Origin of the sequence: Curtobacterium sp. MCJR17_055, assembly GCF_003224335.1 — a bacterium.
Taxonomy (GTDB): domain Bacteria; phylum Actinomycetota; class Actinomycetes; order Actinomycetales; family Microbacteriaceae; genus Curtobacterium.
In genome coordinates this window covers 1-20,891 of record NZ_QKLF01000002.1, presented here as the reverse complement: position 1 = coordinate 20,891, position 20,891 = coordinate 1, and the positions used below count along the sequence as shown (strand labels likewise).

The 20,891-nt window shown below is 73.0% G+C and carries 18 protein-coding genes; 11 read left to right on the top strand and 7 right to left on the bottom strand.

What is annotated here, in order from left to right; all coding sequences use genetic code 11:
• The first annotated feature begins 43 nt into the window (after nucleotides 1-43).
• Complete coding sequence (locus DEJ16_RS04160; RefSeq protein ID WP_110824123.1) at nucleotides 44-4,333, top strand: FtsK/SpoIIIE domain-containing protein; 4,290 nt, start codon at nucleotides 44-46, stop codon at nucleotides 4,331-4,333.
• 292 nt (nucleotides 4,334-4,625) lie between these two features.
• Here the strand turns inward: DEJ16_RS04160 and DEJ16_RS04150 are convergent, their stop codons facing one another.
• Genes DEJ16_RS04150 through DEJ16_RS04140 form a run of 3 tightly spaced genes read right to left on the bottom strand, consistent with a single transcriptional unit; the run spans nucleotide 4,626 to nucleotide 8,316 of the window.
• On the bottom strand, nucleotides 4,626-6,764 hold the full coding sequence (locus tag DEJ16_RS04150) for a serine/threonine-protein kinase (RefSeq protein WP_110824122.1): 2,139 nt from the start codon (nucleotides 6,762-6,764) through the stop codon (nucleotides 4,626-4,628).
• A 47-nt stretch (nucleotides 6,765-6,811) separates the two neighbouring features.
• Nucleotides 6,812-7,636 carry a mycothiol synthase gene (mshD, locus tag DEJ16_RS04145; protein ID WP_110824121.1) on the bottom strand — a complete coding sequence of 275 codons (825 nt, stop codon included), beginning with the start codon at nucleotides 7,634-7,636 and terminating at the stop codon, nucleotides 6,812-6,814.
• On the bottom strand, nucleotides 7,636-8,316 hold the full coding sequence (locus tag DEJ16_RS04140) for a response regulator transcription factor (RefSeq protein WP_110824120.1): 681 nt from the start codon (nucleotides 8,314-8,316) through the stop codon (nucleotides 7,636-7,638). Before DEJ16_RS04140 ends, mshD begins: the two co-directional genes overlap by 1 nt.
• A gap of 98 nt (nucleotides 8,317-8,414) precedes the next feature.
• Here DEJ16_RS04140 and DEJ16_RS04135 point away from each other — a divergent pair, with 98 nt between their 5' ends.
• From DEJ16_RS04135 to DEJ16_RS04125, 3 genes are all read left to right on the top strand, one after another.
• The gene (locus DEJ16_RS04135; protein ID WP_110824119.1) at nucleotides 8,415-8,720 is read left to right on the top strand and encodes a hypothetical protein; all 306 of its coding nucleotides are present in this window, start codon (nucleotides 8,415-8,417) and stop codon (nucleotides 8,718-8,720) included.
• 153 nt (nucleotides 8,721-8,873) lie between these two features.
• Nucleotides 8,874-9,476: an FABP family protein gene (locus DEJ16_RS04130; RefSeq protein WP_110824118.1), complete on the top strand. Its 603-nt coding sequence runs from the start codon at nucleotides 8,874-8,876 to the stop codon at nucleotides 9,474-9,476.
• Nucleotides 9,476-10,552 (top strand): folate-binding protein YgfZ, encoded by a 1,077-nt coding sequence (locus tag DEJ16_RS04125; protein ID WP_110824117.1) that lies wholly within the window; start codon nucleotides 9,476-9,478, stop codon nucleotides 10,550-10,552. Before DEJ16_RS04130 ends, DEJ16_RS04125 begins: the two co-directional genes overlap by 1 nt.
• Nucleotides 10,553-10,697: 145 nt before the next feature.
• Here DEJ16_RS04125 and DEJ16_RS04120 read toward each other — a convergent pair whose 3' ends face one another.
• The gene (locus DEJ16_RS04120) at nucleotides 10,698-11,486 is read right to left on the bottom strand and encodes a class I SAM-dependent methyltransferase (RefSeq protein WP_110824116.1); all 789 of its coding nucleotides are present in this window, start codon (nucleotides 11,484-11,486) and stop codon (nucleotides 10,698-10,700) included.
• 43 nt (nucleotides 11,487-11,529) lie between these two features.
• On the opposite strand from DEJ16_RS04120, the gene DEJ16_RS04115 reads away from it, so the two are divergent.
• Nucleotides 11,530-12,276: a phosphoglyceromutase gene (locus tag DEJ16_RS04115; RefSeq protein ID WP_110824115.1), complete on the top strand. Its 747-nt coding sequence runs from the start codon at nucleotides 11,530-11,532 to the stop codon at nucleotides 12,274-12,276.
• 71 nt (nucleotides 12,277-12,347) lie between these two features.
• On the opposite strand, the gene DEJ16_RS04110 is transcribed toward DEJ16_RS04115, so the two are convergent.
• Both DEJ16_RS04110 and phoU read right to left on the bottom strand, forming a co-directional pair.
• Nucleotides 12,348-12,890: an AAA family ATPase gene (locus tag DEJ16_RS04110; RefSeq protein WP_110824114.1), complete on the bottom strand. Its 543-nt coding sequence runs from the start codon at nucleotides 12,888-12,890 to the stop codon at nucleotides 12,348-12,350.
• Between the two features lie 119 nt (nucleotides 12,891-13,009).
• The gene (gene phoU / locus DEJ16_RS04105) at nucleotides 13,010-13,681 is read right to left on the bottom strand and encodes a phosphate signaling complex protein PhoU (protein WP_110824113.1); all 672 of its coding nucleotides are present in this window, start codon (nucleotides 13,679-13,681) and stop codon (nucleotides 13,010-13,012) included.
• Between the two features lie 146 nt (nucleotides 13,682-13,827).
• Between phoU and DEJ16_RS04100 the strand changes: the two genes are divergently transcribed.
• Entirely contained in the window at nucleotides 13,828-14,994 is a 1,167-nt protein-coding gene (locus DEJ16_RS04100; protein ID WP_110824112.1) for a cell wall metabolism sensor histidine kinase WalK, read from the top strand.
• Nucleotides 14,991-15,671, top strand: a complete 681-nt coding sequence (locus DEJ16_RS04095; RefSeq protein ID WP_110824111.1) for a response regulator transcription factor — start codon at nucleotides 14,991-14,993, stop codon at nucleotides 15,669-15,671. The genes DEJ16_RS04100 and DEJ16_RS04095 overlap by 4 nt, the downstream gene beginning before the upstream one ends.
• Nucleotides 15,672-15,745: 74 nt before the next feature.
• On the opposite strand, the gene DEJ16_RS04090 is transcribed toward DEJ16_RS04095, so the two are convergent.
• Complete coding sequence (locus DEJ16_RS04090) at nucleotides 15,746-16,333, bottom strand: hypothetical protein (protein WP_110824110.1); 588 nt, start codon at nucleotides 16,331-16,333, stop codon at nucleotides 15,746-15,748.
• A 185-nt stretch (nucleotides 16,334-16,518) separates the two neighbouring features.
• Between DEJ16_RS04090 and DEJ16_RS04085 the strand changes: the two genes are divergently transcribed.
• The 4 genes from DEJ16_RS04085 (at nucleotide 16,519) to rlmB (ending at nucleotide 20,747) form a co-directional block, all read left to right on the top strand.
• On the top strand, nucleotides 16,519-17,001 hold the full coding sequence (locus DEJ16_RS04085; protein WP_017888066.1) for a CarD family transcriptional regulator: 483 nt from the start codon (nucleotides 16,519-16,521) through the stop codon (nucleotides 16,999-17,001).
• A gap of 51 nt (nucleotides 17,002-17,052) precedes the next feature.
• Entirely contained in the window at nucleotides 17,053-18,228 is a 1,176-nt protein-coding gene (gene ispD, locus DEJ16_RS04080; RefSeq protein ID WP_110824109.1) for a 2-C-methyl-D-erythritol 4-phosphate cytidylyltransferase, read from the top strand.
• A gap of 61 nt (nucleotides 18,229-18,289) precedes the next feature.
• Complete coding sequence (gene cysS, locus DEJ16_RS04075) at nucleotides 18,290-19,699, top strand: cysteine--tRNA ligase (protein WP_110824108.1); 1,410 nt, start codon at nucleotides 18,290-18,292, stop codon at nucleotides 19,697-19,699.
• A 28-nt stretch (nucleotides 19,700-19,727) separates the two neighbouring features.
• Nucleotides 19,728-20,747, top strand: a complete 1,020-nt coding sequence (gene rlmB / locus DEJ16_RS04070; protein WP_110824107.1) for a 23S rRNA (guanosine(2251)-2'-O)-methyltransferase RlmB — start codon at nucleotides 19,728-19,730, stop codon at nucleotides 20,745-20,747.
• The last annotated feature ends 144 nt before the right edge of the window (nucleotides 20,748-20,891 follow it).

Sequence of the window (20,891 nt, the reverse complement as noted above, 5' to 3'; positions counted from 1 at the left end):
ACCGCCGGTACCCGCCCCACCGCACGGACCAGGAGGAGCGAGCATGCGACTGTTGATCGAGCTCGACGACCGACGTGAAGCGGTCGAGGTCGACGGGTGGGCAGCCACGTCGTGTCTCGGCGAACTCGTCCAGTCCGCCGTGGGCATCAGCCTCGAGCCCGGCACGACCCTGGCGGTCGACGGACACCGGACGAGCGTGGACACCCCGATCCGCGACCTCGTCCTGCTCGAGGGCTCCCGCATCGCCCGGACGCCCGAGGAACGCCCCCAGCTGGTCGACGGCTGGACCGTCACCTTGGCCGGCGGTCTCGACACCGGGGCAGTCGTCCCGATCCCCCGGTCCAGGAGGCTCGTGGTCGGTCGGGCGCCGCAGGCCGACCTGGTCCTGCCCACCGAGAGCGCCTCGTGGGAGCACTGCACGCTCGAGCTCGAGGACGACGGGGTCCGGATCCGGGACTCCGGGTCGACGAACGGCACCGTCGTGGCGGGGGAGCGACTCGACGAGGAGGGCGTCCTCGTCGAGGTCGGCACGAGCGTCATCGTGGGTGGCGCGGTGTTGCTCGTGCGCCCGGACCTGCACGAGACGCCGGTTCCTGCTCCGGGTTCGCTCCCGAACCTCACCCCCGCGGCCACGGCGCCGTTCAACCGTCCTCCGCGGCCGGGGCGCAACCGGGACGTGGAGCCCGTGTCGCCGCCGAGCAAGCGGGACGTGCCGCCGGCGTCGAAGTTCAGCTGGATCACGGTCGCCGCACCGCTGGTCCTCGCCGGTGCGATGGTCGCACTGCTCGGGGACGCCCGCTTCGCGCTCTTCGCCCTGCTCAGCCCCGTCACGGCGATCGGCATGTGGTTCGAGCAGAAGCACCGGCGCGCGAAGAACCTGAAGGAGGAGGACGAGCGCTTCGCGGAGGCGGTCCGCGACTTCAGCGGGGAGATCACCGCTGCCGCCGCGATCGAGGCCGCCCGTCGCCAGGAACTGGTCCCCGATCCGGCGACCGTGGTCCGGCGCGCGCTGTTGCCCGCGACGACACTGTGGCAGCGCCGGGCCGACGACGTCGACTTCCTCAGCCTGCACGCCGGCACGGGCGACGCGCCCTGGCGTCCCCAGCTCGACTCCCGCGCGACGCAGATGAAGCTCGAGGAGGCGGCGAAGACCGCCATCGAGGAGAGCAAGCTGACGGCGGCCCCGGTCGTCGCGGACCTCAGCGACGCCGGCGTCGTGGGCATCGTCGGCGACCGCGAGGGTGCCCTCGCACTGGCCCGGAGCCTCCTGGTCCAGGCGACGGTGCACTGCGGACCCGCCGACCTGACCGTCGGTGTGTTCTGCGACAGGGGCCGCGAGGACGACTGGTCCTGGGCCTCCTGGCTGCCGCACACCCGCGTCGCGGGGAGCAGCACCGGCCAGCGGTGGATGTCCGCGCAGCGTGACCAGGGCGCCGCGGTGCTCCGCGGCCTGCGCGAGTCCATCGACGAGCTACCGACCCCGGAGCTCCTCGTGCTCATCGACTCCGAGGTCCTCACCGAGGGGCGCGACGCCCCGGCCCGGAGCCTGCTCGGCCATGGTCGGGCAGCGCTCGGCCAGGTGCGTCGTCCGGGCGAGCGGCCCCGCCGGGTGAGCGGGATCGTCATCGCGACGAACGAGCAGCAACTCCCCGCCGCGTGCACGACGATCATCACGGTGGGGGCCGACGCGGCCGCGACGGTGTACCGCCCGGAGGACCGCACGCGCGTCGACGACGTCGTGCTCGCCGGTCTCAGCCCGGCGGACGCCGAGCAGTGCGCCCGGCACGTCTCGCACTTCGACGACCCGGAACTCCTGGTGCCGGGTGCCTCGCTGCCGTCGCTCGTGCGGCTGCCCGACCTGCTCGCGAGCGCCGCCCCCGACTCTGCTTCCGAGCCGAGCGGTCCCGCGGCCATCCGTGCCGCCTGGGAGGCCCGGACCGGCTTCTCGACGCCGATCGGGTCGTCGGAGAGCGGCGTCCTCGAGATCGACCTGGTCCGCGACGGCCCACACGGCCTGGTCGGTGGGACGACGGGTTCCGGCAAGAGCGAGTTCCTACGCTCCTTCGTCGCCGGGCTCGCCGCGCGCAACGACCCGACGCGCCTGAACTTCCTGCTCGTGGACTTCAAGGGCGGCGCCGCCTTCGCCGCGTGTGAGCGTCTGCCGCACACGATCGGCACGATCTCGAACCTCGACGAGCAGCTGGCCGACCGCGCCATCCGGGCGCTCGAGGCCGAGCTCGGGCGACGGCAGCGGGTGTTCGCCGCCGCCGGTGCCGACATCGACAACCTCGACGCCTACCTGGCGACCAAGCCGTCCGAGCCGATGCCCCGACTGCTCTTCGTGGTCGACGAGTTCGCGATGCTGGCGAAGGACTTCCCGGACGTCCTGACGTCCCTCGTGGCGATCGCCGCGGTGGGTCGTACCCTCGGCGTGCACATGGTCCTCGCCACGCAGCGGCCGGCGGGTGTCGTCAGCGAGGACATCCTCGCCAACACGAACATGCGCGTGGCCCTGCGCGTGCAGAGTCGTGAGGACTCGACGAACGTCATCGGCGTGCCGTCGGCCGCCGGCATCGGACGGCAGCAGACCGGTCGTGCCTACGTGAAGCTCGGCCAGGACGACATCACGCCGGTGCAGACCGCGCTCGTCACCGGTCGCGCCCGCGACGCCCGCGCCGAGCAGCCCGTCACGGTCCGCCCCACCGACGTCTTCGGCGTCCCCGCGCCCGTGGCGTTCTCCGCACCGGCGTCGAACGACCTCACCGACCTCGACGTCCTCATCGACGCGATCCGCACGGCCAACGACGAGGCCGGCTACGCACCGCCACGGCCGATCTGGCCGGAAGCGCTCGGCACGTCCGTCCCGCTCGACGCGCTCCTGCCGGCACCCGACACGACACATCAGACGTCCGCACCGACCCGCGTCCCGGTGGCCCTGGCCGACGACCCCGACAACCAGCGCCAGGTCCGGACCGGGTGGGACCTCGCCGAGGGCAACCTCATGCTCATGGGCATCCCCGGCAGCGGGACGAGCACGGCCCTCGCGTCGATCGCGCTGCAGCTGGCCCGCACGACGAGCCCCGACGACCTCGACCTGCTCGTCCTCGACATGGGTGCCGGCGACCTCGCGCCCCTGGCGGACCTCCCGCACACGAGCGCCTACGTCGGGTCCGGTGCCGGTGCTGCCGAGCTGCAGACCCGCATGCTCCGACACCTCCGCACCGAGCTCGACCGCCGCCGTGCTGCGCCGGGTGGTCGTCGTGCCGTCGTGCTCCTCGACGGTCTGGCGGCGCTCCGCGACGAGTACCAGGACTTCGAGGGACAGCAGCTGCTCGACGCGCTCTACCGCGTCTACGCCGAGGGGCCGGCGCTCGGCATCTCGTTCGCCGTGTCCACCACCCGGGCGAAGGCCGTCCCCTCGGCGATGGACGAGGTGACGACGCAGAAGTGGCTCTTCCGCCTCGCGGACCCGTACGACTACGCGACCATCGGCGTCCGACCGAAGGACGTGCCGCCGCCCGTCCCCGGCCGGTTCATCGACTCGACGGCGAAGCTGCAGTCGCACGTGGGCACGCCGACGGGCTCCCTCGCCGAGGCGGTCCGCGCGGTCCGCGAGCAGTGGGGCGACGTCACGCCGAAGGCCAGCGCGGTCGGTCGGCTCCCGGGCTCGGTCGCGGTCACCGACCTCGCCGTCCCCGCCCGCTTCGACACCGAGCCGTGGCAGCTCCCGGTCGGCATCGCGGAGGACGACCTCGGCACCGCCGTGCTCGAGGTGTACGACGGCGAGCACGTCCTCGTCGCCGGACCCGCGCGCTCCGGCAAGTCCTCGGTGCTCCTCGCCCTGGCCGCAGCCGCACGGAGCGCTGAGGGGACCCGACCCGCAGTGTGGGCCGTCTGCGACCGACGCTCACCGCTCGCGAGCGCGCTCGACACCGGTGCGGTCGACCGTCTCGCCGTCGGTGCCGACGAGGTCCCGGCGCTGCTCGCCGGCCTCCGGCTCGAGCGTGGACCGGTGCTGCTGCTCATCGACGACGCCGAACGGTTCGACGACGGCGACCAGAGCATCGCGTCGCTCCTGACGTCCGAGCGCCCCGGGCTCTGCGTGGTCGCCGCCGGGCGGTCGGCGGACCTCCGTTCGATGTACAGCCACTGGACCCGAGCGGTCCGGAAGGCCCGTTGCGGGGTCCTCCTGCAGCCCGACGTCGACTACGACGGCGAGCTCCTCGGCGTCACGCTGCCTCGACGTTCCCCGGTCGCGCTGACGACCGGACGCGGGTACGCGGCCTCGGGAGGCGCGGTGCGGCTCGTGCAGACAGCGTCCGCCGCGAGCTGATCCCCTCCGCCCACCTCGGAACAGCCGCCCGGCCCAGCCCGGACGGGCCAGCACGGCCCGGCGGCCGGGCGCGACTGGCCGGCCGGCCCGGCGCGCGGCCGCGGCCGAGGCCAGAGCCGGACCCAGGCATCAAACCGACAGATCACCGCGGAAGTCCCGGGCTGATCTGTCGGTTCCGCGCCCAGATCGACCGCCCGGGCGGCTCCCGCCGAGGCCCCGACCGCCGAGGCTGCCGACTGCCCAGGCCGCCGGCCGCCGCCGATCCGAGCCCGCCGACGCCGCGGCCCGCCGGTCAGTCGCGCGTGGTGATCCCGAACGGCTGGCTCTCGAGGTTCGTGAAGTTCCCCACGGTCGCCCGCACCGTGCACGACGGCGCGACCGACAGCGCGGTCACGACGAGCCCGTCCGACGACACCGCGAGCGCCCCCGAGCAGCCGTCGGCGAACCGCACGCCGGACTCTCCACCCGCGACGTCGGTCAGCATCTCCGAGGGCTTCCCGGCGCTCGGGCTGCGGTACAGCGGGTTCAGCTCGTCCGCACCGCTCGGCCACACGGGCACGAGCGTCACGGGCAGCGTGGTCTGGCTGACGGTGCGGTCGGGGGTGCGGACGTCGACACCCTGGAGGCGCTGCACCGGGTACGCGGTACCGGTCACCTCCTGGTCGGTCACCGCTGCGGTGGTCGCCTCGCCGACGGCGTCGAGCCACTCCTGCAGGCCGGAACCGCCAGACCCGGAACCGCCAGACCCGGAACCGCCAGCCCCCGTGACGCCCGCCTCCGAGCCACCGGCCGCCACGACGTCCTGCGGCACGGAGGCCTGCACGGTGACGGAGCCGCCCGCCTCGATCTCGACCCCGGTCAGGCTCCACGCGCACGCGGTGTCGACCCCGGTCAGGGACGGCTGGTTCCGCTTGGCCGTCACACCCTCGCCGTTCCACGTCACTGCCGGGCACTCGGCGTTCTCGTCCGCGCCGGGGAGGACCTCGAGCAGGGGGCCGCTGAGCGGTGCGGTCTGCGCGCTGTACGTGATCGAGACCTCGACGGTGCCGGCCTGGGGATCGACGACGGCCTTGCGCGTGGTCGTCAGCCCCGTGGGGAGCGGTCGGTCCTGCTGGTACGCGCTCGCTGCCTGCGCGGTGCCGGTGCCGGTGCGGGCGCCCTTCCGGCCGGCGCCGGGCAGCCACACGACGGCGGCGACGACGAGCACCACGACGAGGACGACCCCGACGACGCCGAGGGCGAGCATCCGGTTCGTCAGCCAGTCCGGCCGACGGAGGCGGCGTCGGGGCGGCTCGGGTTCGGCGGCGGCGACGGCGACCGGCGGGCGGGCGAGGGGTCGGATGACGGTCTGCGAACCGGCCTGCCCGAGCTCGGGTTCGGGGCCGGCGTCGACGGCTGCGAGCGCGCTGCCCGCGTCCCCGTCACCCGCACCGGCCGTGGACGCACCCGCCGAGAGAGCGCCGGCGCCCACACCACCGGCGCCACCCGCGGCGCCGGACCCACCGCGCACCACGGTCGCCGGCCGCTCGACCTCGTCGAACGAGTCCGGGTCGTCCGCCCGCGGCAGGGCCGGCGCGTCCCGGAGCGAGCGTGCCAGCCGGCGGAGGGTGGCCGCGGCGTCGACCGCGGAGGGTCGCGCTGCCGGGTCCTTGGCCAGGAGCGACGAGAGCGTCGACCACAGCGCGTCGGGCACGTCGAGCCGCGGCGGGGTCGAGGTCACGTGCCGGTAGGCGACGGCGAAGTCGGTGCCCGGTCCGGCGAACGGTGTCCGCCCGGACAGGAGTTCGTAGAGCATGACGCCGGCGCCGTACACGTCCGAAGCCGGACCGGACCGGCCCTGGCTGATCGACTCCGGCGCCATGTACTGCGGCGTGCCGAGGAGCCCGGTCGTCTTGCGGTCCCGTTCGGCCACGACCGAGGCGATGCCGAAGTCCGACACCCGCACGTCGCCGGTCCTGCCCGCGGTCCACGCGGAGTCGAGGAGCACGTTGTCCGGCTTGACGTCGCGGTGGCTGACGTCCTGCTCGTGTGCGGCGGCGAGGGCGTCGAGTGTCTCCGCGGTGATCGTCAGCGCGTCGGCCGGCGGGAGCGTGCCGACGGCGAGCAGCAGGTCCCGGGCCGAACCCCCACGGACCAGGTCCATGACGATCGCGAGCCGGTCACCCTCGACGACGAGGTCACGGACCCGGACGATCGAGGGGTGTCGGAGGGCGAGGAGCACCGAACGCTCGCGGACGAACCGCTCGACGACGTCGGGCTCCGCGGCGAGTTCGGCGCGCAGGAGCTTCGCGGCGAACTGCTCGCCGGTCGCGGTGTGCTCGGTCCGCCAGACCTCGCCGGACGCTCCGGTCCCGAGCAGCTCGACCAGGCGGTAGGACGCACCGAGCGGCTCACCACGGCCGTACTGCGCGTGCTGTCCGTCCTCCGCCACAGATCCCCCAGACCCACGATCACCGGCGCGTCACCGGCCGCCCCATGTTACCGGCCGGACCCCGGCGCCGCGTACTGGACGTCGATCGTGTGGGCGACGAACCCCTGCCGTCGGTAGAGCGCCAGCGCGGGGGTGTTGTCGCCCTCGACGTACAGGGCGACGGCGTCGAGCCCGCGGCCGACGAGCCGGGCGGACCCCGCACGCATGAGCACGCCGCCGAGGCCCTGCCCCTGCAGGTCGGGGCGGACGGCGACGGCGTAGAACTCGCCGACGCCGTCCTCCACCTTGAGCCAGCACGAGCCGGCCAGGCGGCCGTCGGCGTCGCGCAGCAGCACGAGGTCGTCGCCGGAGAACCAGGCGTCGGACTCGCGGGCCCGCAGGTCCTCGAGCGTCATCCGGCCCTGCTCCGGGTGCGTGGCGAAGGCGGCCGCGTTGAGCGCGAGCCAGTCGGTCTCGTCCTCCGTGGAGCCCGCGCGGAAGGCGTCGAGTCGGTAGCCGTCCGGGAGGCCCGTCTCCGGTGCCGCGGTCGGCACCGGTGCGCGCAACTGCAGCAGCGTCCGCTCCGCGGACCAGCCGTACCGGGCCGCGAGGGCGCGTGCGGCCGGGTGGTCGCCGTGCGCCCACGCGCGGACCGGGGCGTCGTCGCCGAGGGCGAGCACCTGCTCGACGAGGCTGGTCCCGATGCCGCGCCCCCGGGCCTCCCGGCGGACGACGACCTCGACCTCGTCGTCCCGGACGACCGCGACGCCGGAGTCGTCACCGAGCACGCGCGCCCGACCGGCCCGCAGGTCCACGAGCGTCTGGTCGGAGAACGGGGGAGCCTCGCCGTCCGCGACCGCGGCGTCGGCGAGCTGCTCGACGACGGCGAGCATCACTGCCCCTGCAGCCGTTCGTCGTCGTCGTGGACGTTGAAGCGGTAGCCGACGTTGCGGACGGTGCCGATGAGCGACTCGAGGTCGCCGAGCTTGGCGCGCAGGCGTCGGACGTGCACGTCGACCGTCCGGGTGCCGCCGAAGTAGTCGTACCCCCAGACCTCGCTGAGCAGCTGCTCGCGGGTGAAGACCCGGGCGGGGTGCGACGCGAAGAACCGGAGGAGCTCGAACTCCTTGAACGTCAGGTCGAGCGGCCGGCCACGCACCTTGGCGGAGTAGCTCGCCTCGTCGATGACGACGCCGGAGGCCTGGATCTTCGACCCGGTCGGGTTCTTCGACGCGCGACCGGCGTTGAGGCGGATGCGGGCGTCGACCTCCGCGGGGCCGGCGGACTCGAGCACGACGTCGTCGATGTTCCACTCGGTCGTCACCGCGGTGAGGCCGCCCTCGGTGACCACGAGGACGACGGGGGTGGTCGAGCCGCTCGTGGCGAGGATCTTGCACAGGGCCTTGGCGCTGACCAGGTCGGTGCGGGCGTCGACGAACATGAGGTCGCTCTGCGGCGCGTTCACCAGCTGCGCGGCCTCGGCCGGGACGTGGCGGATCCGGTGGCTCAGCAGGCCGAGGCTCGGGAGGACGTCGCCGGGCGCGGCCGAGGTGAGTACCAGGAGCTGTGCCACAGGACCTCCAGAGGGAGAAGACGTCGTTGCGCCATCCTAGTGAGCCCGCAGAACCCACCCGGACGGACGGTCCAGCGCGGGACTGTCATGATGGGGACGTGAGCGAGACGAGCGACCCCGCGACGGCCGAGCCGCCCGTCGGGCCGAGCCAGCGCCGACTGCGGCTGGCGTCCGTCGTGCCGGTCTGGTTGCTCGCGGTGGTCGGAGCGGTGCTCGTGCTCACCCTGACGGCGAAGGACTCGTTCGCCTGGCTCCTGCTCGTGTTCGTCGCGGCGGTGTTCGTCAGCTTCGTGCTCCAGCTCGCGACGCAGACGAAGGACGGTCTGGTCGAGCGGATCAGCATCGCCTCGTCCGGGTCGTTCGTGGTCGTGCTCGTCACCGCGCTCGTCCTGCTGGCTCGCTGAGCGTCCTGCGCTGTCGGTGCCGGCCGCGTAGAGTTGCGGCATGGATTCGCTGCTTGCGCTCGAGCTCTTCTACGTGGGCCTGCTCGGCCTGGCGTCGCTCGCCATCGCGTTCATCTCGGTGACGGTCATCGTCAAGCTCTTCAAGGGCCAGCGGTGATCGAACTGCCGGAGGGCCTCTCGGCCGAACTCGTCCCGCTGTCGTGGCTGGTCGGCGTGTGGGAGGGCACCGGGGTGGTCGAGTACCCCGTGGGCGAGGACGACACCGTCCGTACGTACGAGTTCGGCCAGCGCGTGAGCTTCAGCCACGACGGTCTGCCGTACCTCAACTACTCGTCCACGACGTGGCTGCTCGACGAGGACCGCACGCCGCTCGCCGCCGAGGTGGGCTACTGGCGACTCGACCGTCCGTCCGAGCCCGGTGACCGCGGTCCGGCGATGCTGCTCGGCGACGGACCGGTGCCGTTCTCGACCACGCAGAGCGTCGAGACGCTGCGCAACCAGACCGACGGGTTCGACGTCGAAGCGGCGATCATCCACCCCACGGGCGTCAACGAGCTCTACGTGGGCCGGGTGAAGCAGGGCCGCATCGACCTCGCCACCGACGCCGTGATGCGCTCCGCCAACGCCAAGGAGTACTCGGCGGCGACGCGCATGTACGGCCTCGTCGAGGGCAAGCTGTTCTGGGCGTGGGACATCGCCGCGCTCGGCCGTGAGCTCACCTCGCACGCCTCGGGGCAGCTCGCGAAGGTCGACTGATGCCGTCCCCGTTCGCCGGACACGACGGCTTCGTGGCGTCCGAGGCCGGTCCGGCCGCGCACCTCGGCAACCCGCTCGGCGAGCAGCGCCTGCTCGCCCGGGGCCGCGCGGTCGTGGAACTCGGGCTCGGGGTCGTCACGGTGTCGGGCCCGGACCGGCTGTCCTGGCTGAACTCGATCACGTCGCAGTTGCTGCTCGGCCTGGCGCCGGGCGTCAGCACCGAGACACTCGTGCTCGACGCGTCCGGTCGGGTCGAACACGCCGCCCGTGTCGTCGACGACGGCGAGACGACCTGGCTCCTCACCGAGCCGGACGACGCCGCGCCGCTCGCCGCGTGGCTGTCGTCGATGCGGTTCATGCTCCGCGTCGAGGTCACCGACCGCTCGGCCGACCTCGTCACGCTCGGCTGGTTCGCGGGTGCGGACCCGCTCGGTGGCGCCGCGCCGCTCACGACCTGGGTCGACCCGTGGTCGTCCGTCACGCCGGGCGGCTGGGGCTACGCCGACCTGGAGGCCCACCCCGGCTCCGACTGGACCCTCCGCATCGCCGTGGTCACCCCCGACACCGCCGCTGCCGTCGCGGCCTCGGACGTGCCGGTCGCCGGCCTCCTCGCGCTCGAGGCCCTGCGGATCGCCGCCTGGCGCCCGGCGCTCACCGACGTCGACGAGCGGACGATCCCGCACGAGCTCGACTGGCTCCGCTCCGCCGTGCACCTGTCGAAGGGCTGCTACCGCGGGCAGGAGACCGTCGCGAAGGTGCACAACCTCGGGCGTCCGCCGCGGCGGCTCGTGATGCTGCACCTCGACGGCTCCGACGGCGTGGTCCCCGCACCGGGCACCCCCGTCACGCTCGACGGCACCGAGGTCGGGCGGCTCGTCGCCTCGGCCACGCACCACGAGCTCGGGCCGGTGGGGCTCGCCGTGGTCAAGCGTTCGCTGGACCCGTCGGCGGTGCTGACCCTTCCGGCCGACGACGTCGTGGTGACCGCCGCGCAGGAGGTCATCGTGCCTCCCGGGGCCGGTGCGACCGCCGACGTGCCGCGCCTCCCGCGGCTCGGGGCCGTCCGCCGCGGCTGACCGGCCGAGCGCGGCCGCGCCCCACACCCCCGTCCGCGCCCGACACCCCGCCCGCGCCCCGCACCGAGCCCCGTCCCGCTCATCACGCCCGGTCCTGACGGGGTGCGATGTCCGTCGGCGGGTGCGACGCGCCCACCGACGTCGCTCACGCCGGAGCGACCGCCGACCAGGGGACGCTGAGTTCGCCGAGGCGCCAGCGCGTCACCCCGTGCAGCACCGGCCACCCGCGGTCCCGCACCCCGCGGACGGTCGCGATCCAGCGCTGCCGCGGGCCGTACGTGCCGAGCGGGGCCGCGACCGCCCAGGCCAGGTCGAGGTCGCGGAGGAACGCGTGCACGCGCTCCCCGGGGACGTTCCGGTGGATGAGCGCCTTCGGCAGGCGTTCGGCCACGATGCTCGGGACGTCGAGCCCGGCCAGCCGCAGCGCGACCGTGAAGGTGTGCGGGGCCTCCCGGTCGAGCGTGACCCACGAGGCGACGCGACCGACCTCGTTGCAGGTGCCCTCGACGAGCTGGCCGCCGGGCTGGAGCCGGTCCTGCATGATCCGCCACGAGCCGACGACTGCCGACTCGTCGTACTGCCGCAGCACGTTGAACGCGCGGATCACGGCGGGCCGCCGTCCGCCCGGTGTCGGGGTCTCGAAGCCGCCGAGCCGGAAGGTGACGGCATCACGGGTGCCGGCGTTCGCGAGGGCCACGCGCGAGGGCTCGATCTCGATGCCGGTGACCTCGACGTCCGGTCGGACGCGGGCCAGCCGGTCGCGGAGCTCGAGCGTCGTCGTCGGGCTCGCGCCGTAGCCGACGTCGGCGACGAGCGGGTCGTCGGTCCGGCGGAGCACCGGGAGCGTGGCGATCCAGCGGTCGACGCGGCGGAGGCGGTTGTGCCCGGTCGTCCCGCGTGTGACGGTGCCGATCGGCGAGGCGTTCCCGGGCATGGGACCAGGGTACGGGTGGAGCGCCGCTCGGTAGACTCGGCGCATGACCTCCACGCTCGTCCTGCTGCGTCACGGCAACAGTGACTGGAACCAGAAGAACCTGTTCACCGGTTGGGTCGACGTCCGGCTCTCCGAGCTCGGCGAGAAGGAGGCGAAGCGCGCCGGCGAGCTCATCGCCGAGTCGGGCATCGTGCCCGACGTCCTGTACACGTCGCTCCTGACCCGTGCGATCCAGACGGCCGACATCGCCCTGCTCGAGGCGGACCTCGCCTGGCTGCCGGTGAAGCGCGACTGGCGCCTCAACGAGCGCCACTACGGCGACCTGCAGGGCAAGGACAAGGCGCAGACCCTCGAGCAGTACGGCGAGGAGCAGTTCATGGAGTGGCGCCGCTCGTTCGACGTGCCGCCGCCCCCCATCGCCGACGACGCCGAGTGGTCGCAGGCCGGTGACCGCCGCTACGCCGGACTCGGCGACCAGCTGCCCCGCACCGAGTCGCTCAAGCTCGTCATCGAGCGCCTGCTGCCGTACTGGGAGTCCGACATCACGCAGGACCTCGCCGCGGGGAAGACCGTCCTCGTCACCGCGCACGGCAACTCGCTGCGCGCGCTCGTGAAGCACCTCGACGGCATCTCGGACGACGACATCGCGGGGCTGAACATCCCGACGGGCATCCCGCTCGTGTACGAGCTCGACGACGACCACCGTCCGACGAAGCCCGCGGTGTACCTCGACCCCGAGGCCGCCGCTGCCGGCGCCGCGGCCGTCGCCGCGCAGGGCGCGAAGAAGTAGGACCACCCGGGGCGACGTGCGTCGCGTCCGGACAGGAGGCCCGTCCCCGGCCGGGGCGGGCCTCCTCGCCGTCAGGCGAAGTGCGCGGCGATCTCCTGCACGAGCATGCCCACGTCGTAGGGACGGGCGGTGTCGACCCGGACGACGGGCGTCACCCCGACCGGACCGGCCGCGTCGCCGTGCTCGTCCCAGAAGGCGAGCACCGACGCCAGGTCCCCGTGCACGTCGTGGCGCACCGGCAGCGTGCCCGGGTCGTACCGGTCGCGGAGGCGCTCCTCGGCCGTGGCGCGGTCGACGTCGCACCACACCTCGACCGCGCGCGGCGACCCGGCGGTGGTGAGCCCGGCCTCCAGGAAGGCGCGGTCGCGGGACGGCAGCCAGACGGCGTCGAGGACGACCCCGTTCTCGACCGCCCCGGCCATCGACCACATCGTGTCCAGGGCGACACCGCCGAGCGTGCGCGAGGCGATCATCGGACCGGCGATGTCGGCCAGGGGCTCCTTGATCCGGTCCTTCGACAGGAAGGGGCAGCCGAGCACCTCGGCGAGGGCTGCCCCCACCGTGCTCTTGCCGGAACCGGGCATGCCGTTGACGATGATCGCGACCTGGGCCATGCCCTGATCCTCCCAGGTCTCCGACCGCAGCACACCGCCGGGACAGGCGTGAGCGGCAGCCGGAGCTGACGGGCAGCCGGAGCTGACGGGCGGCCGGAGTCGTCCGGCAGCCGGAGTCGTCAGGCCGGCGAGGTCGTGACCGCCGCGGCGCCGGCCCAGTCGCCGGTCGCCAGGTACTCGACCTTCTTCGCGATGGAGACCGCGTGGTCGGCGAAGCGCTCGTGGTAGCGGGAGGCCAGGGTGGCGTCGACCGTGTCGACCGGCCCGCCCTTCCAGGCCTCGCCGAGCACGAAGTCGAAGACGCTCGCGTGCAGCTCGTCGACGGCGTCGTCCTCGTCGCGGATCTCGGCAGCGAGGGCGATGTCCTCGGTCGCGAGCAGGCGCGTGAGCTTCTGCGACATCGCGACGTCGTGTGCGCCCATCTGCTTGAAGGTGCCGCGCAGGCCCTTCGGGACGACCTTCTCGGGGAAGCGCTGGCGCGTGAGCTGCGCGATGTGCTCGGCCATGTCACCCATGCGCTCGAGCGAGGAGCTCACGCGGAGGGCGGTCACGACGACACGGAGGTCGCGCGCGACCGGGGCCTGGCGGGCGAGGATGTCGATCGCGACCTCGTCGAGGTTCGAGGCGGCCTCGTCGATCTTCTGGTCGTCGGCGATCACCTCCTCGGCGAGTGCGACGTCGGAGTCGCTGAACGCCTGGGTCGCTCGGGTGATCGCGGACTCGACGAGTCCGGCGATCTCGGTCAGACGCTCTTGGACGTCCTGCAGCTCCTGCTGGAACACTTCGCGCATGGGGGAGAACCTCTCTCTGCGTACCGGACGAGTGTCGTCAGCCCAGGTGAACGATCGGTGACCTGCGGCTGAACGGTTCGCGTTCCGGCCCGGAGAGGGCGGCGAACGGGATCCGAACCGCGTGTGACCACTCCTACACTGACGGCATGGACAACGCGTGGCTCGTGCCACTGTCGATGCTCCTCGGCGGTGTGTTCGGAGCGGGCGTCGTGGTGCTGATCATCACCGCCGAGCGCACGGCACGGGCTGCCGACGTGGCGGAACGGACCCTCCCCGACGGCGTCGCCGCAGTGATCGCCACGATGCACAACCCCGCCGTCGTCGTCGACCCGTCGAACACCGTCGTCGCCGCCTCCCCGCAGGCACTCGCGGTCGGACTGGTGGTCCGGCGCAAGCTCGTGCACGCCGAGCTCGCCGAACTCGTGGACCAGGTGCGGCGCAGCGGGGAGATGGGGTCGGAGGACCTCGAACTCCCGCGCGGGGGACGGGGCGACGTCATCGGCTACCTCAGCTTCCGCGCGGCACAGCTCGGCAACCGGTACGTGCTCGTCACGGCCGACGACCTCACCGAGAGCCGGCGGATCGACGAGGTCCGACGGGACTTCCTCGCCAACATCTCGCACGAGCTGAAGACCCCGATCGGCGCGATCGGCCTGCTCTCCGAGACCCTGGTGCTCGCCGCCGACGAACCCGCGCACGTGCGGAAGTTCGCCGCGCAGCTCGTCTCCGAGTCGGAGCGGCTCGGCGCCCTGACCAAGGACATCATCGAGCTGTCCCGCCTGCAGTCCGTCGACGCGCTCGAGGCCAGCGAGGAGACCGCGATCGACGCGGTCGTGCAGGCCGCGATCGACGGCAACGAGGTCGTCGCCCGGGCCCGCGACATCGAGCTCGTCCGTGCGAAGCGGTCGAAGCTGCGGGTGATCGGCGACCCCGGCCTGCTGCAGGTGGCGGTGTCGAACCTCATCGCGAACGCGGTCAAGTACTCCCCGGACCACACCCGCGTCGGCGTCGGCGTCCGGCGGGTGAAGGGCTTCGTGGAGATCGCGGTCACCGACCAGGGCGTCGGCATCCCGCAGTCCGACCTCGACCGCGTGTTCGAGCGGTTCTACCGCGTCGACCCCGCACGGTCCCGTGCGACCGGCGGGACCGGCCTCGGCCTCGCGATCGTGAAGCACATCGTGAGCAACCACGGCGGTGACGTCCGCGTGTGGTCGCAGCCCGGCAAGGGCTCGACGTTCACCATCCGGCTCCCCGAAGCAGACCCCGAACTGACCACAGCACTCGAAGAGCAACTGGAAGAGCAGCCATCGTGACCAAGATCCTCATCGTCGACGACGAGCCGGCCCTGAGCGAACCCCTGGAGTTCCTGCTGCAGCGCGAGGGGTACGACACCTCCGTCGCTGCCGACGGCGTCACCGCGCTGTCGAAGTTCGACACGGACGACCCCGACCTCGTCCTGCTGGACCTCATGCTCCCCGGCCTGAGCGGCACCGAGGTGTGCCGGCAGATCCGCACCCGGTCGAACGTCCCCATCATCATGCTCACCGCGAAGGACTCCGAGGTGGACATCGTCGTCGGGCTGGAGCTCGGCGCGGACGACTACGTGACGAAGCCGTACTCGACGCGGGAGCTCCTGGCCCGGCTCCGTGCCGTCCTCCGCCGTCGCACCGAGGACGACCCGGGCGACGTCGGCATCCTGCAGGTGGGCGGCATCCGGATGGACGTCGAGCGCCACACGGTGTCGGTCGACGGCTCGGAGACGCCGATGCCGCTCAAGGAGTTCGAGCTCCTCGAGCTGCTGCTGCGCAACGCCGGCCGCGTGCTCACCCGCGGGCAGCTCATCGACCGGGTGTGGGGGTCGGACTACTTCGGCGACACGAAGACGCTCGACGTGCACATCAAGCGCATCCGCTCGAAGATCGAGCGCGTGCCGAGCACCCCGGAGGTCCTCGTGACGGTCCGCGGGCTCGGCTACCGCATCGAGGCGTAGCCGCGTCCGGACAGACAGGAGGCCCGGAGCCGGTCCTGCGGGACCAGCCCCGGGCCTCCCGGGTGTCTGCTGCGTCAGTTCGTGCCGTTGTCGCCCTCGGACGAGTCGGTCTGCGGACCCTCCTGCGTGCCGGGGGCGTCGGCGCCACCGGTCGGCTGCGTGCCGCTGACGGAGGGGGAGGTCTCGGTCGGCGTCGGCGTGGGGGACGGCGCGAGGGTCTGGTACTCCTCCTGCGCGCTCGTGAGGACCGGCACGGTGGCCGACGCGCCCTCGGCGCCCTGGTACGAGAAGTACATCTTCACGAGCGAGCCCGGCTCCGCGGTGACGTCGTCGAAGTCGACCGTGTCGTGCTGCTCGTCGTCGGCGAGCACGACGGTCGAGTTGCTCGGGACCTCGACGGTCTGGTCGGTGCCGTCGAGCTCGAGCGTGACGGTGCGGTCGCGCTCCCCGGTGTTGACCAGGGTGCCGACGAAGCGGGCGTCCTCGCCGGTGTCCGTGATGAGCAGGGCGTTGCGCACGTCGATGCTGCCCGTCGACACGTCCACGCCGTCGGTGATCTGGCGGATCTCCTTGGTGCGCGCCGGCGACAAGAACTCGCAGCCGGTGGCGCCGAGGGCGATGGACGCGGCGACGGCGACGGAAACGAGTACCCGAGCTCGCAAGAGGTTCCTCCGGAAGTCAACGATGGCGGACCGTGCGGCCCTGGCGATCATCCTACCCAGGCCCCGGGACGGCCGGAGGTCAGGGTCGGCGGTGCCCCGCGCGCCCCGGCCCGTCGCCGCGGGCCCGGCCCATTACCCGAACGGGCCTTGTGGTAAACTGAAGGTCTGGGAACGGAGCCTGATACATGCAATTCGAGGTCGGCGAGACCGTCGTCTACCCCCATCACGGGGCGGCAACCATCTCTGAAGTCAAGACTCGCGTCATCAAGGGCGAGGAGAAGGTCTACCTGAAGCTGCGCGTCACGCAGGGTGACCTCACGATCGAGGTCCCGGCGGACAACGTCGACCTGGTCGGCGTCCGCGACGTGATCGGCAAGGAAGGCCTCGACAAGGTCTTCGAGGTCCTGCGGGCACCGTTCACCGAGGAGCCGACCAACTGGTCGCGCCGCTACAAGGCGAACCTCGAGAAGCTCGCTTCGGGGGACGTCATCAAGGTGTCCGAGGTCGTGCGCGACCTCTGGCGCCGCGACCAGGACCGCGGGCTCTCCGCGGGCGAGAAGCGGATGCTGGCCAAGGCTCGGCAGATCCTCATCTCCGAGCTGGCCCTGGCGGAGAAGACCGACGAGGACAAGGCATCGACCGTCCTCGACGAGGTCCTCGCCTCCTAGGGCGAACCGCAGCTGGACCACACGACGACGACCGTCCTGCTCCCCGATCGGGTGAGCAGGGCGGTCGTCGTCGTCGCGGCGGGTTCCGGCACCCGCCTCGGGCTCGGGACGGCCAAGGCGTTCGTCCCCGTCGCCGGTGAACGCATGCTCGTCCGCGCACTGCGGACGGTGCTCGCGCTGACCGAGCCGACGTTCGTCGCGGTCGTGGCACCGGCGGACCGGCTCGACGAGTGCCGGGAACTCGTCACCTCCGTCGCGGGCGGCGCGGTCGCGTACACGGCGGTCGTGCCGGGAGGCGCGGATCGCCACGCGTCGGTCGAGGCCGGCCTGGCAGCCCTGCCGGACTCCGTCGTCACGGTCCTCGTGCACGACGCCGCGCGGTGCCTCACCCCGGCGAGCCAGTTCGAGCGGGTCTTCGCCGCGGTGCTGGCGTCGGGCGCCGGGGTCGTCCCGGGCCTGCCGGTCACCGACACCGTGAAGCGTGTCGACGGGGACACCGTGGTCGAGACCGTCGACCGGTCGGCGCTGGTCGGGGTGCAGACGCCGCAGGGCTTCCCGCTCGCGGACCTCCGCCGCGCCTACGCCGGGGCCGCCCGCGCCGAGACCGACGACGCCGGGGTGTTCCAGGCGGCCGGCGGGACGGTCCGGACCGTGCCCGGTGACGCCGACGCGTTCAAGATCACCACGCGGTGGGACCTCGGTCGTGCCGAGGCCGTCGTCGCCGAGCGTGCGGCGGCCGCGTCGACGCCTCCGTCGCTCGACCTCAGGGTCGGGCTCGGTGTCGACGTGCACGCCTTCGACGCCGCGAGCCCGTGCCGCGTCGGCCTGCTCGACTTCCCGGGTGAAGCGGGCCTCTCCGGACACAGCGACGGGGACGCCGTCGCGCACGCGGTGTGCGACGCGCTGCTCTCCGCAGGCGGCCTCGGGGACATCGGCGGGCGGTTCGGCACGTCCGACCCGCGGTACGCCGGAGCGACCGGGGACGTCTTCGTCCGCGGGGCCGTCGAGCTGCTCCGCGCGGAGGGCCTCGTCCCCGTCCGTGTCACGGTCCAGGTCGTCGGGAACCGCCCGCGCATCGGGGCTCGTCGCAAGGAGATGCAGGACGCCCTCGCCGCGGTCGTCGGCGCGCCCGTCGCGGTCTCCGGCACGACGACCGACGGGCTCGGCTTCACCGGGCGGGGCGAGGGGCTCACCGCGATCGCCACGGCCGTCGTCCGGGCCGTCTGAACACTCCACAGGCCCTGCCCTGTTCCGTCGCGGTGGGGGCGTCCCCCTCTAGGCTTGTCCTGTGACCGTTCGCCTGTACGACTCCCGCGCCGCCGACGTCGTCGACCTCGTGCCCCTGGTCGACGGACAGGTCAGCATGTACGTGTGTGGGCCGACCGTGCAGTCCTCCCCGCACATCGGACACCTCCGGTCCGCGCTCGTCTACGACATCTGGCGTCGCTGGTTGAGTCACCGCGGGTACCGGGTCACCCTGGTGCGGAACGTCACCGACATCGACGACAAGGTGCTCGACCTCGCCGCGGGCTCCGACGAGGCGTGGTGGGCCCGGGCCTACCGCGTCGAACTCGAGTTCACCGCCGCCTACGCCGCGCTCGGCATCCTGCCGCCGACGTACGAGCCCCGCGCGACGGCGAGCATCCCGCAGATGCAGGACATCATCACGAGCCTCATCGAGCGCGGGCACGCCTACCCGGCAGCGGACGGCAGCGGTGACGTGTACTTCGACACCGCGAGCTGGCCGGAGTACGGCGCCCTGACCCGTCAGCGACGTGACGACATGGTCGACGCCACCGACGCCGATCCCCGGGGCAAGCGGGACGCCCGCGACTTCGCCCTGTGGAAGGGCAGCAAGGCGGGGGAGCCATCCACCGCCAGCTGGGACTCGCCGTGGGGTGCCGGCCGCCCGGGGTGGCACATCGAGTGCTCGGCGATGTCCCGGCGCTACCTCGGCCCAGCGTTCGACATCCACGGCGGCGGCCTCGACCTGCGGTTCCCGCACCACGAGAACGAACTCGCACAGTCCACCGCGGCGGGGGACGCCTTCGCCTCGTACTGGCTGCACAACGGGCTCGTGACCGTCGGTGGGCAGAAGATGTCCAAGTCCCTCGGCAACTCGATCTTCGCCGCGGACTTCCTGGCGGCCGCACGCCCCGTCGTCGTCCGCTACTTCCTCGGCGCCGCCCACTACCGGTCCACGATCGACCACCACGAGGGCTCCCTCGCCGAGGCCGAGGCCGCGCTCGACCGCATCGAGGGGTTCCTCGACCGCGGTGCCGCACGACTCGAAGGGGTCCGCCTCGCCGACGCCCCGACGGTGCCGCAGGCGTTCGCCGACGCCATGGACGACGACCTCGCGGTGCCCCAGGCGCTGGCCGTCCTGCACGAGACCGTCCGGTCCGGGAACGCAGCGCTCGACGCCGACGATGCGGAAGCGCTCGGTGTCGCGTACCATCAGGTGGCCGCGATGGTGGAGGTGCTCGGCATCGACCCGCGGGCGCCGCACTGGTCGGGTGGTGCGCACGACACCGCCGCAGCACCGCTCGCCGCCCTCGTCGAACGCCTCGTGCAGGAACGCGCCGACGCCAGGGCCGCACGGGACTTCGCCACGGCCGACCGCGTCCGGGACGACCTCGCAGGCGCGGGCATCACGATCGAGGACACACCGTCCGGAACACGCTGGAGCATCGCCTGAACACGGCAGTGCCGAACAGGAGAACTGCATGAAGAACGTCTCGGGGAGCAAGAAGGGTCGTCCGGGCGCCGTCCGGACCGGCCGCAAGGGCAACAAGCAGGTCGGTTCCGGCGGGCAGGGCGCGCAGGCGCTCGAGGGCCGCAAGCCGACGCCGAAGGCCGAGGACCGCCCGTACCACCCGGCCGGCAAGCGCAAGGCCGCCAAGGAGCGCTTCGAGGCTGCGCGTGCCCGTCGTGGCGGCAGCAGCGCCTCGGCGCCGCAGACCCGCTCGGGTGGTCGACCGCCCGCACGCAAGACCGACGACAGCGAGCTGGTGACCGGCCGCAACTCGGTGCTCGAGGCGCTCCGGACGAAGACGCCGTCGACGACGCTCTACATCGCCGCCCGGATCGAGGTCGACGACCGCGTCAAGGAGATCCTGGCGCTCGCCAACCACCGCGGCGTGCCGATCATGGAGATCATGCGTCCGGAGCTCGACCGCATCACGGGGCACGACAGCGTGCACCAGGGTGTCGCGCTCAAGGTGCCGGCGTACGAGTACGCGGTCGCCGAGGACCTCGTCGAGCGGGCGTTCTCGCGCGACCAGGTCCCGCTCATCGTCGCGCTCGACGGCATCACCGACCCGCGCAACCTCGGTGCGATCATCCGGTCGACGGCCGCGTTCGGTGGGCACGGGGTCATCGTGCCGCAGCGTCGCTCCGTCGGCGTGACCGCGTCGGCGTGGAAGACGTCCGCGGGTGCCGCTGCCCGGACCCCCGTCGCGATGGCGCCGAACCTGACGCAGACCCTCAAGTCGCTGAAGTCGATGGGGCTGTTCGTCCTCGGCCTCGACGGTGGTGGGGACGTCGAGCTGGACGCCCTCGAACTCGCCGACCGGCCGATCGTCATCGTCGTCGGCTCGGAGGGCAAAGGCCTCTCCCGCCTCGTCACCGAGACGTGCGACGCGATCGTCTCCATCCCGATCTCGAGCGCGACCGAGTCCCTCAACGCGGGCATCGCCGCGAGCGTGACCCTGTGGGAGGTCGCCCGGCGCCGACGCGCCGAGTAGCGCCGCACCAGCGACATCCGGGAGGCCCGGTGCCGGTCCACGCGACCGGCGCCGGGCCTCCCGTCCGTCTGCCTGGAGGGCGCCGCCCCCCCCCCCCCCCCCCCCCCCCCCCCCCCCCCCCCCCCTTACCTCCCCTCCCCCCCC

What these genes read in the sequence shown, in the direction of transcription:
- DEJ16_RS04160 (WP_110824123.1), top strand. Translation starts at nt 44, where the DNA reads ATGCGACTGTTGATCGAGCTCGACGACCGACGTGAAGCGGTCGAGGTC.
- mshD (WP_110824121.1), bottom strand. Translation starts at nt 7,636, where the DNA reads ATGCTCGCCGTCGTCGAGCAGCTCGCCGACGCCGCGGTCGCGGACGGC.
- DEJ16_RS04125 (WP_110824117.1), top strand. Translation starts at nt 9,476, where the DNA reads ATGCCGTCCCCGTTCGCCGGACACGACGGCTTCGTGGCGTCCGAGGCC.
- DEJ16_RS04120 (WP_110824116.1), bottom strand. Translation starts at nt 11,486, where the DNA reads ATGCCCGGGAACGCCTCGCCGATCGGCACCGTCACACGCGGGACGACC.
- DEJ16_RS04115 (WP_110824115.1), top strand. Translation starts at nt 11,530, where the DNA reads ATGACCTCCACGCTCGTCCTGCTGCGTCACGGCAACAGTGACTGGAAC.
- DEJ16_RS04110 (WP_110824114.1), bottom strand. Translation starts at nt 12,890, where the DNA reads ATGGCCCAGGTCGCGATCATCGTCAACGGCATGCCCGGTTCCGGCAAG.
- phoU (WP_110824113.1), bottom strand. Translation starts at nt 13,681, where the DNA reads ATGCGCGAAGTGTTCCAGCAGGAGCTGCAGGACGTCCAAGAGCGTCTG.
- DEJ16_RS04100 (WP_110824112.1), top strand. Translation starts at nt 13,828, where the DNA reads ATGGACAACGCGTGGCTCGTGCCACTGTCGATGCTCCTCGGCGGTGTG.
- DEJ16_RS04085 (WP_017888066.1), top strand. Translation starts at nt 16,519, where the DNA reads ATGCAATTCGAGGTCGGCGAGACCGTCGTCTACCCCCATCACGGGGCG.
- rlmB (WP_110824107.1), top strand. Translation starts at nt 19,728, where the DNA reads ATGAAGAACGTCTCGGGGAGCAAGAAGGGTCGTCCGGGCGCCGTCCGG.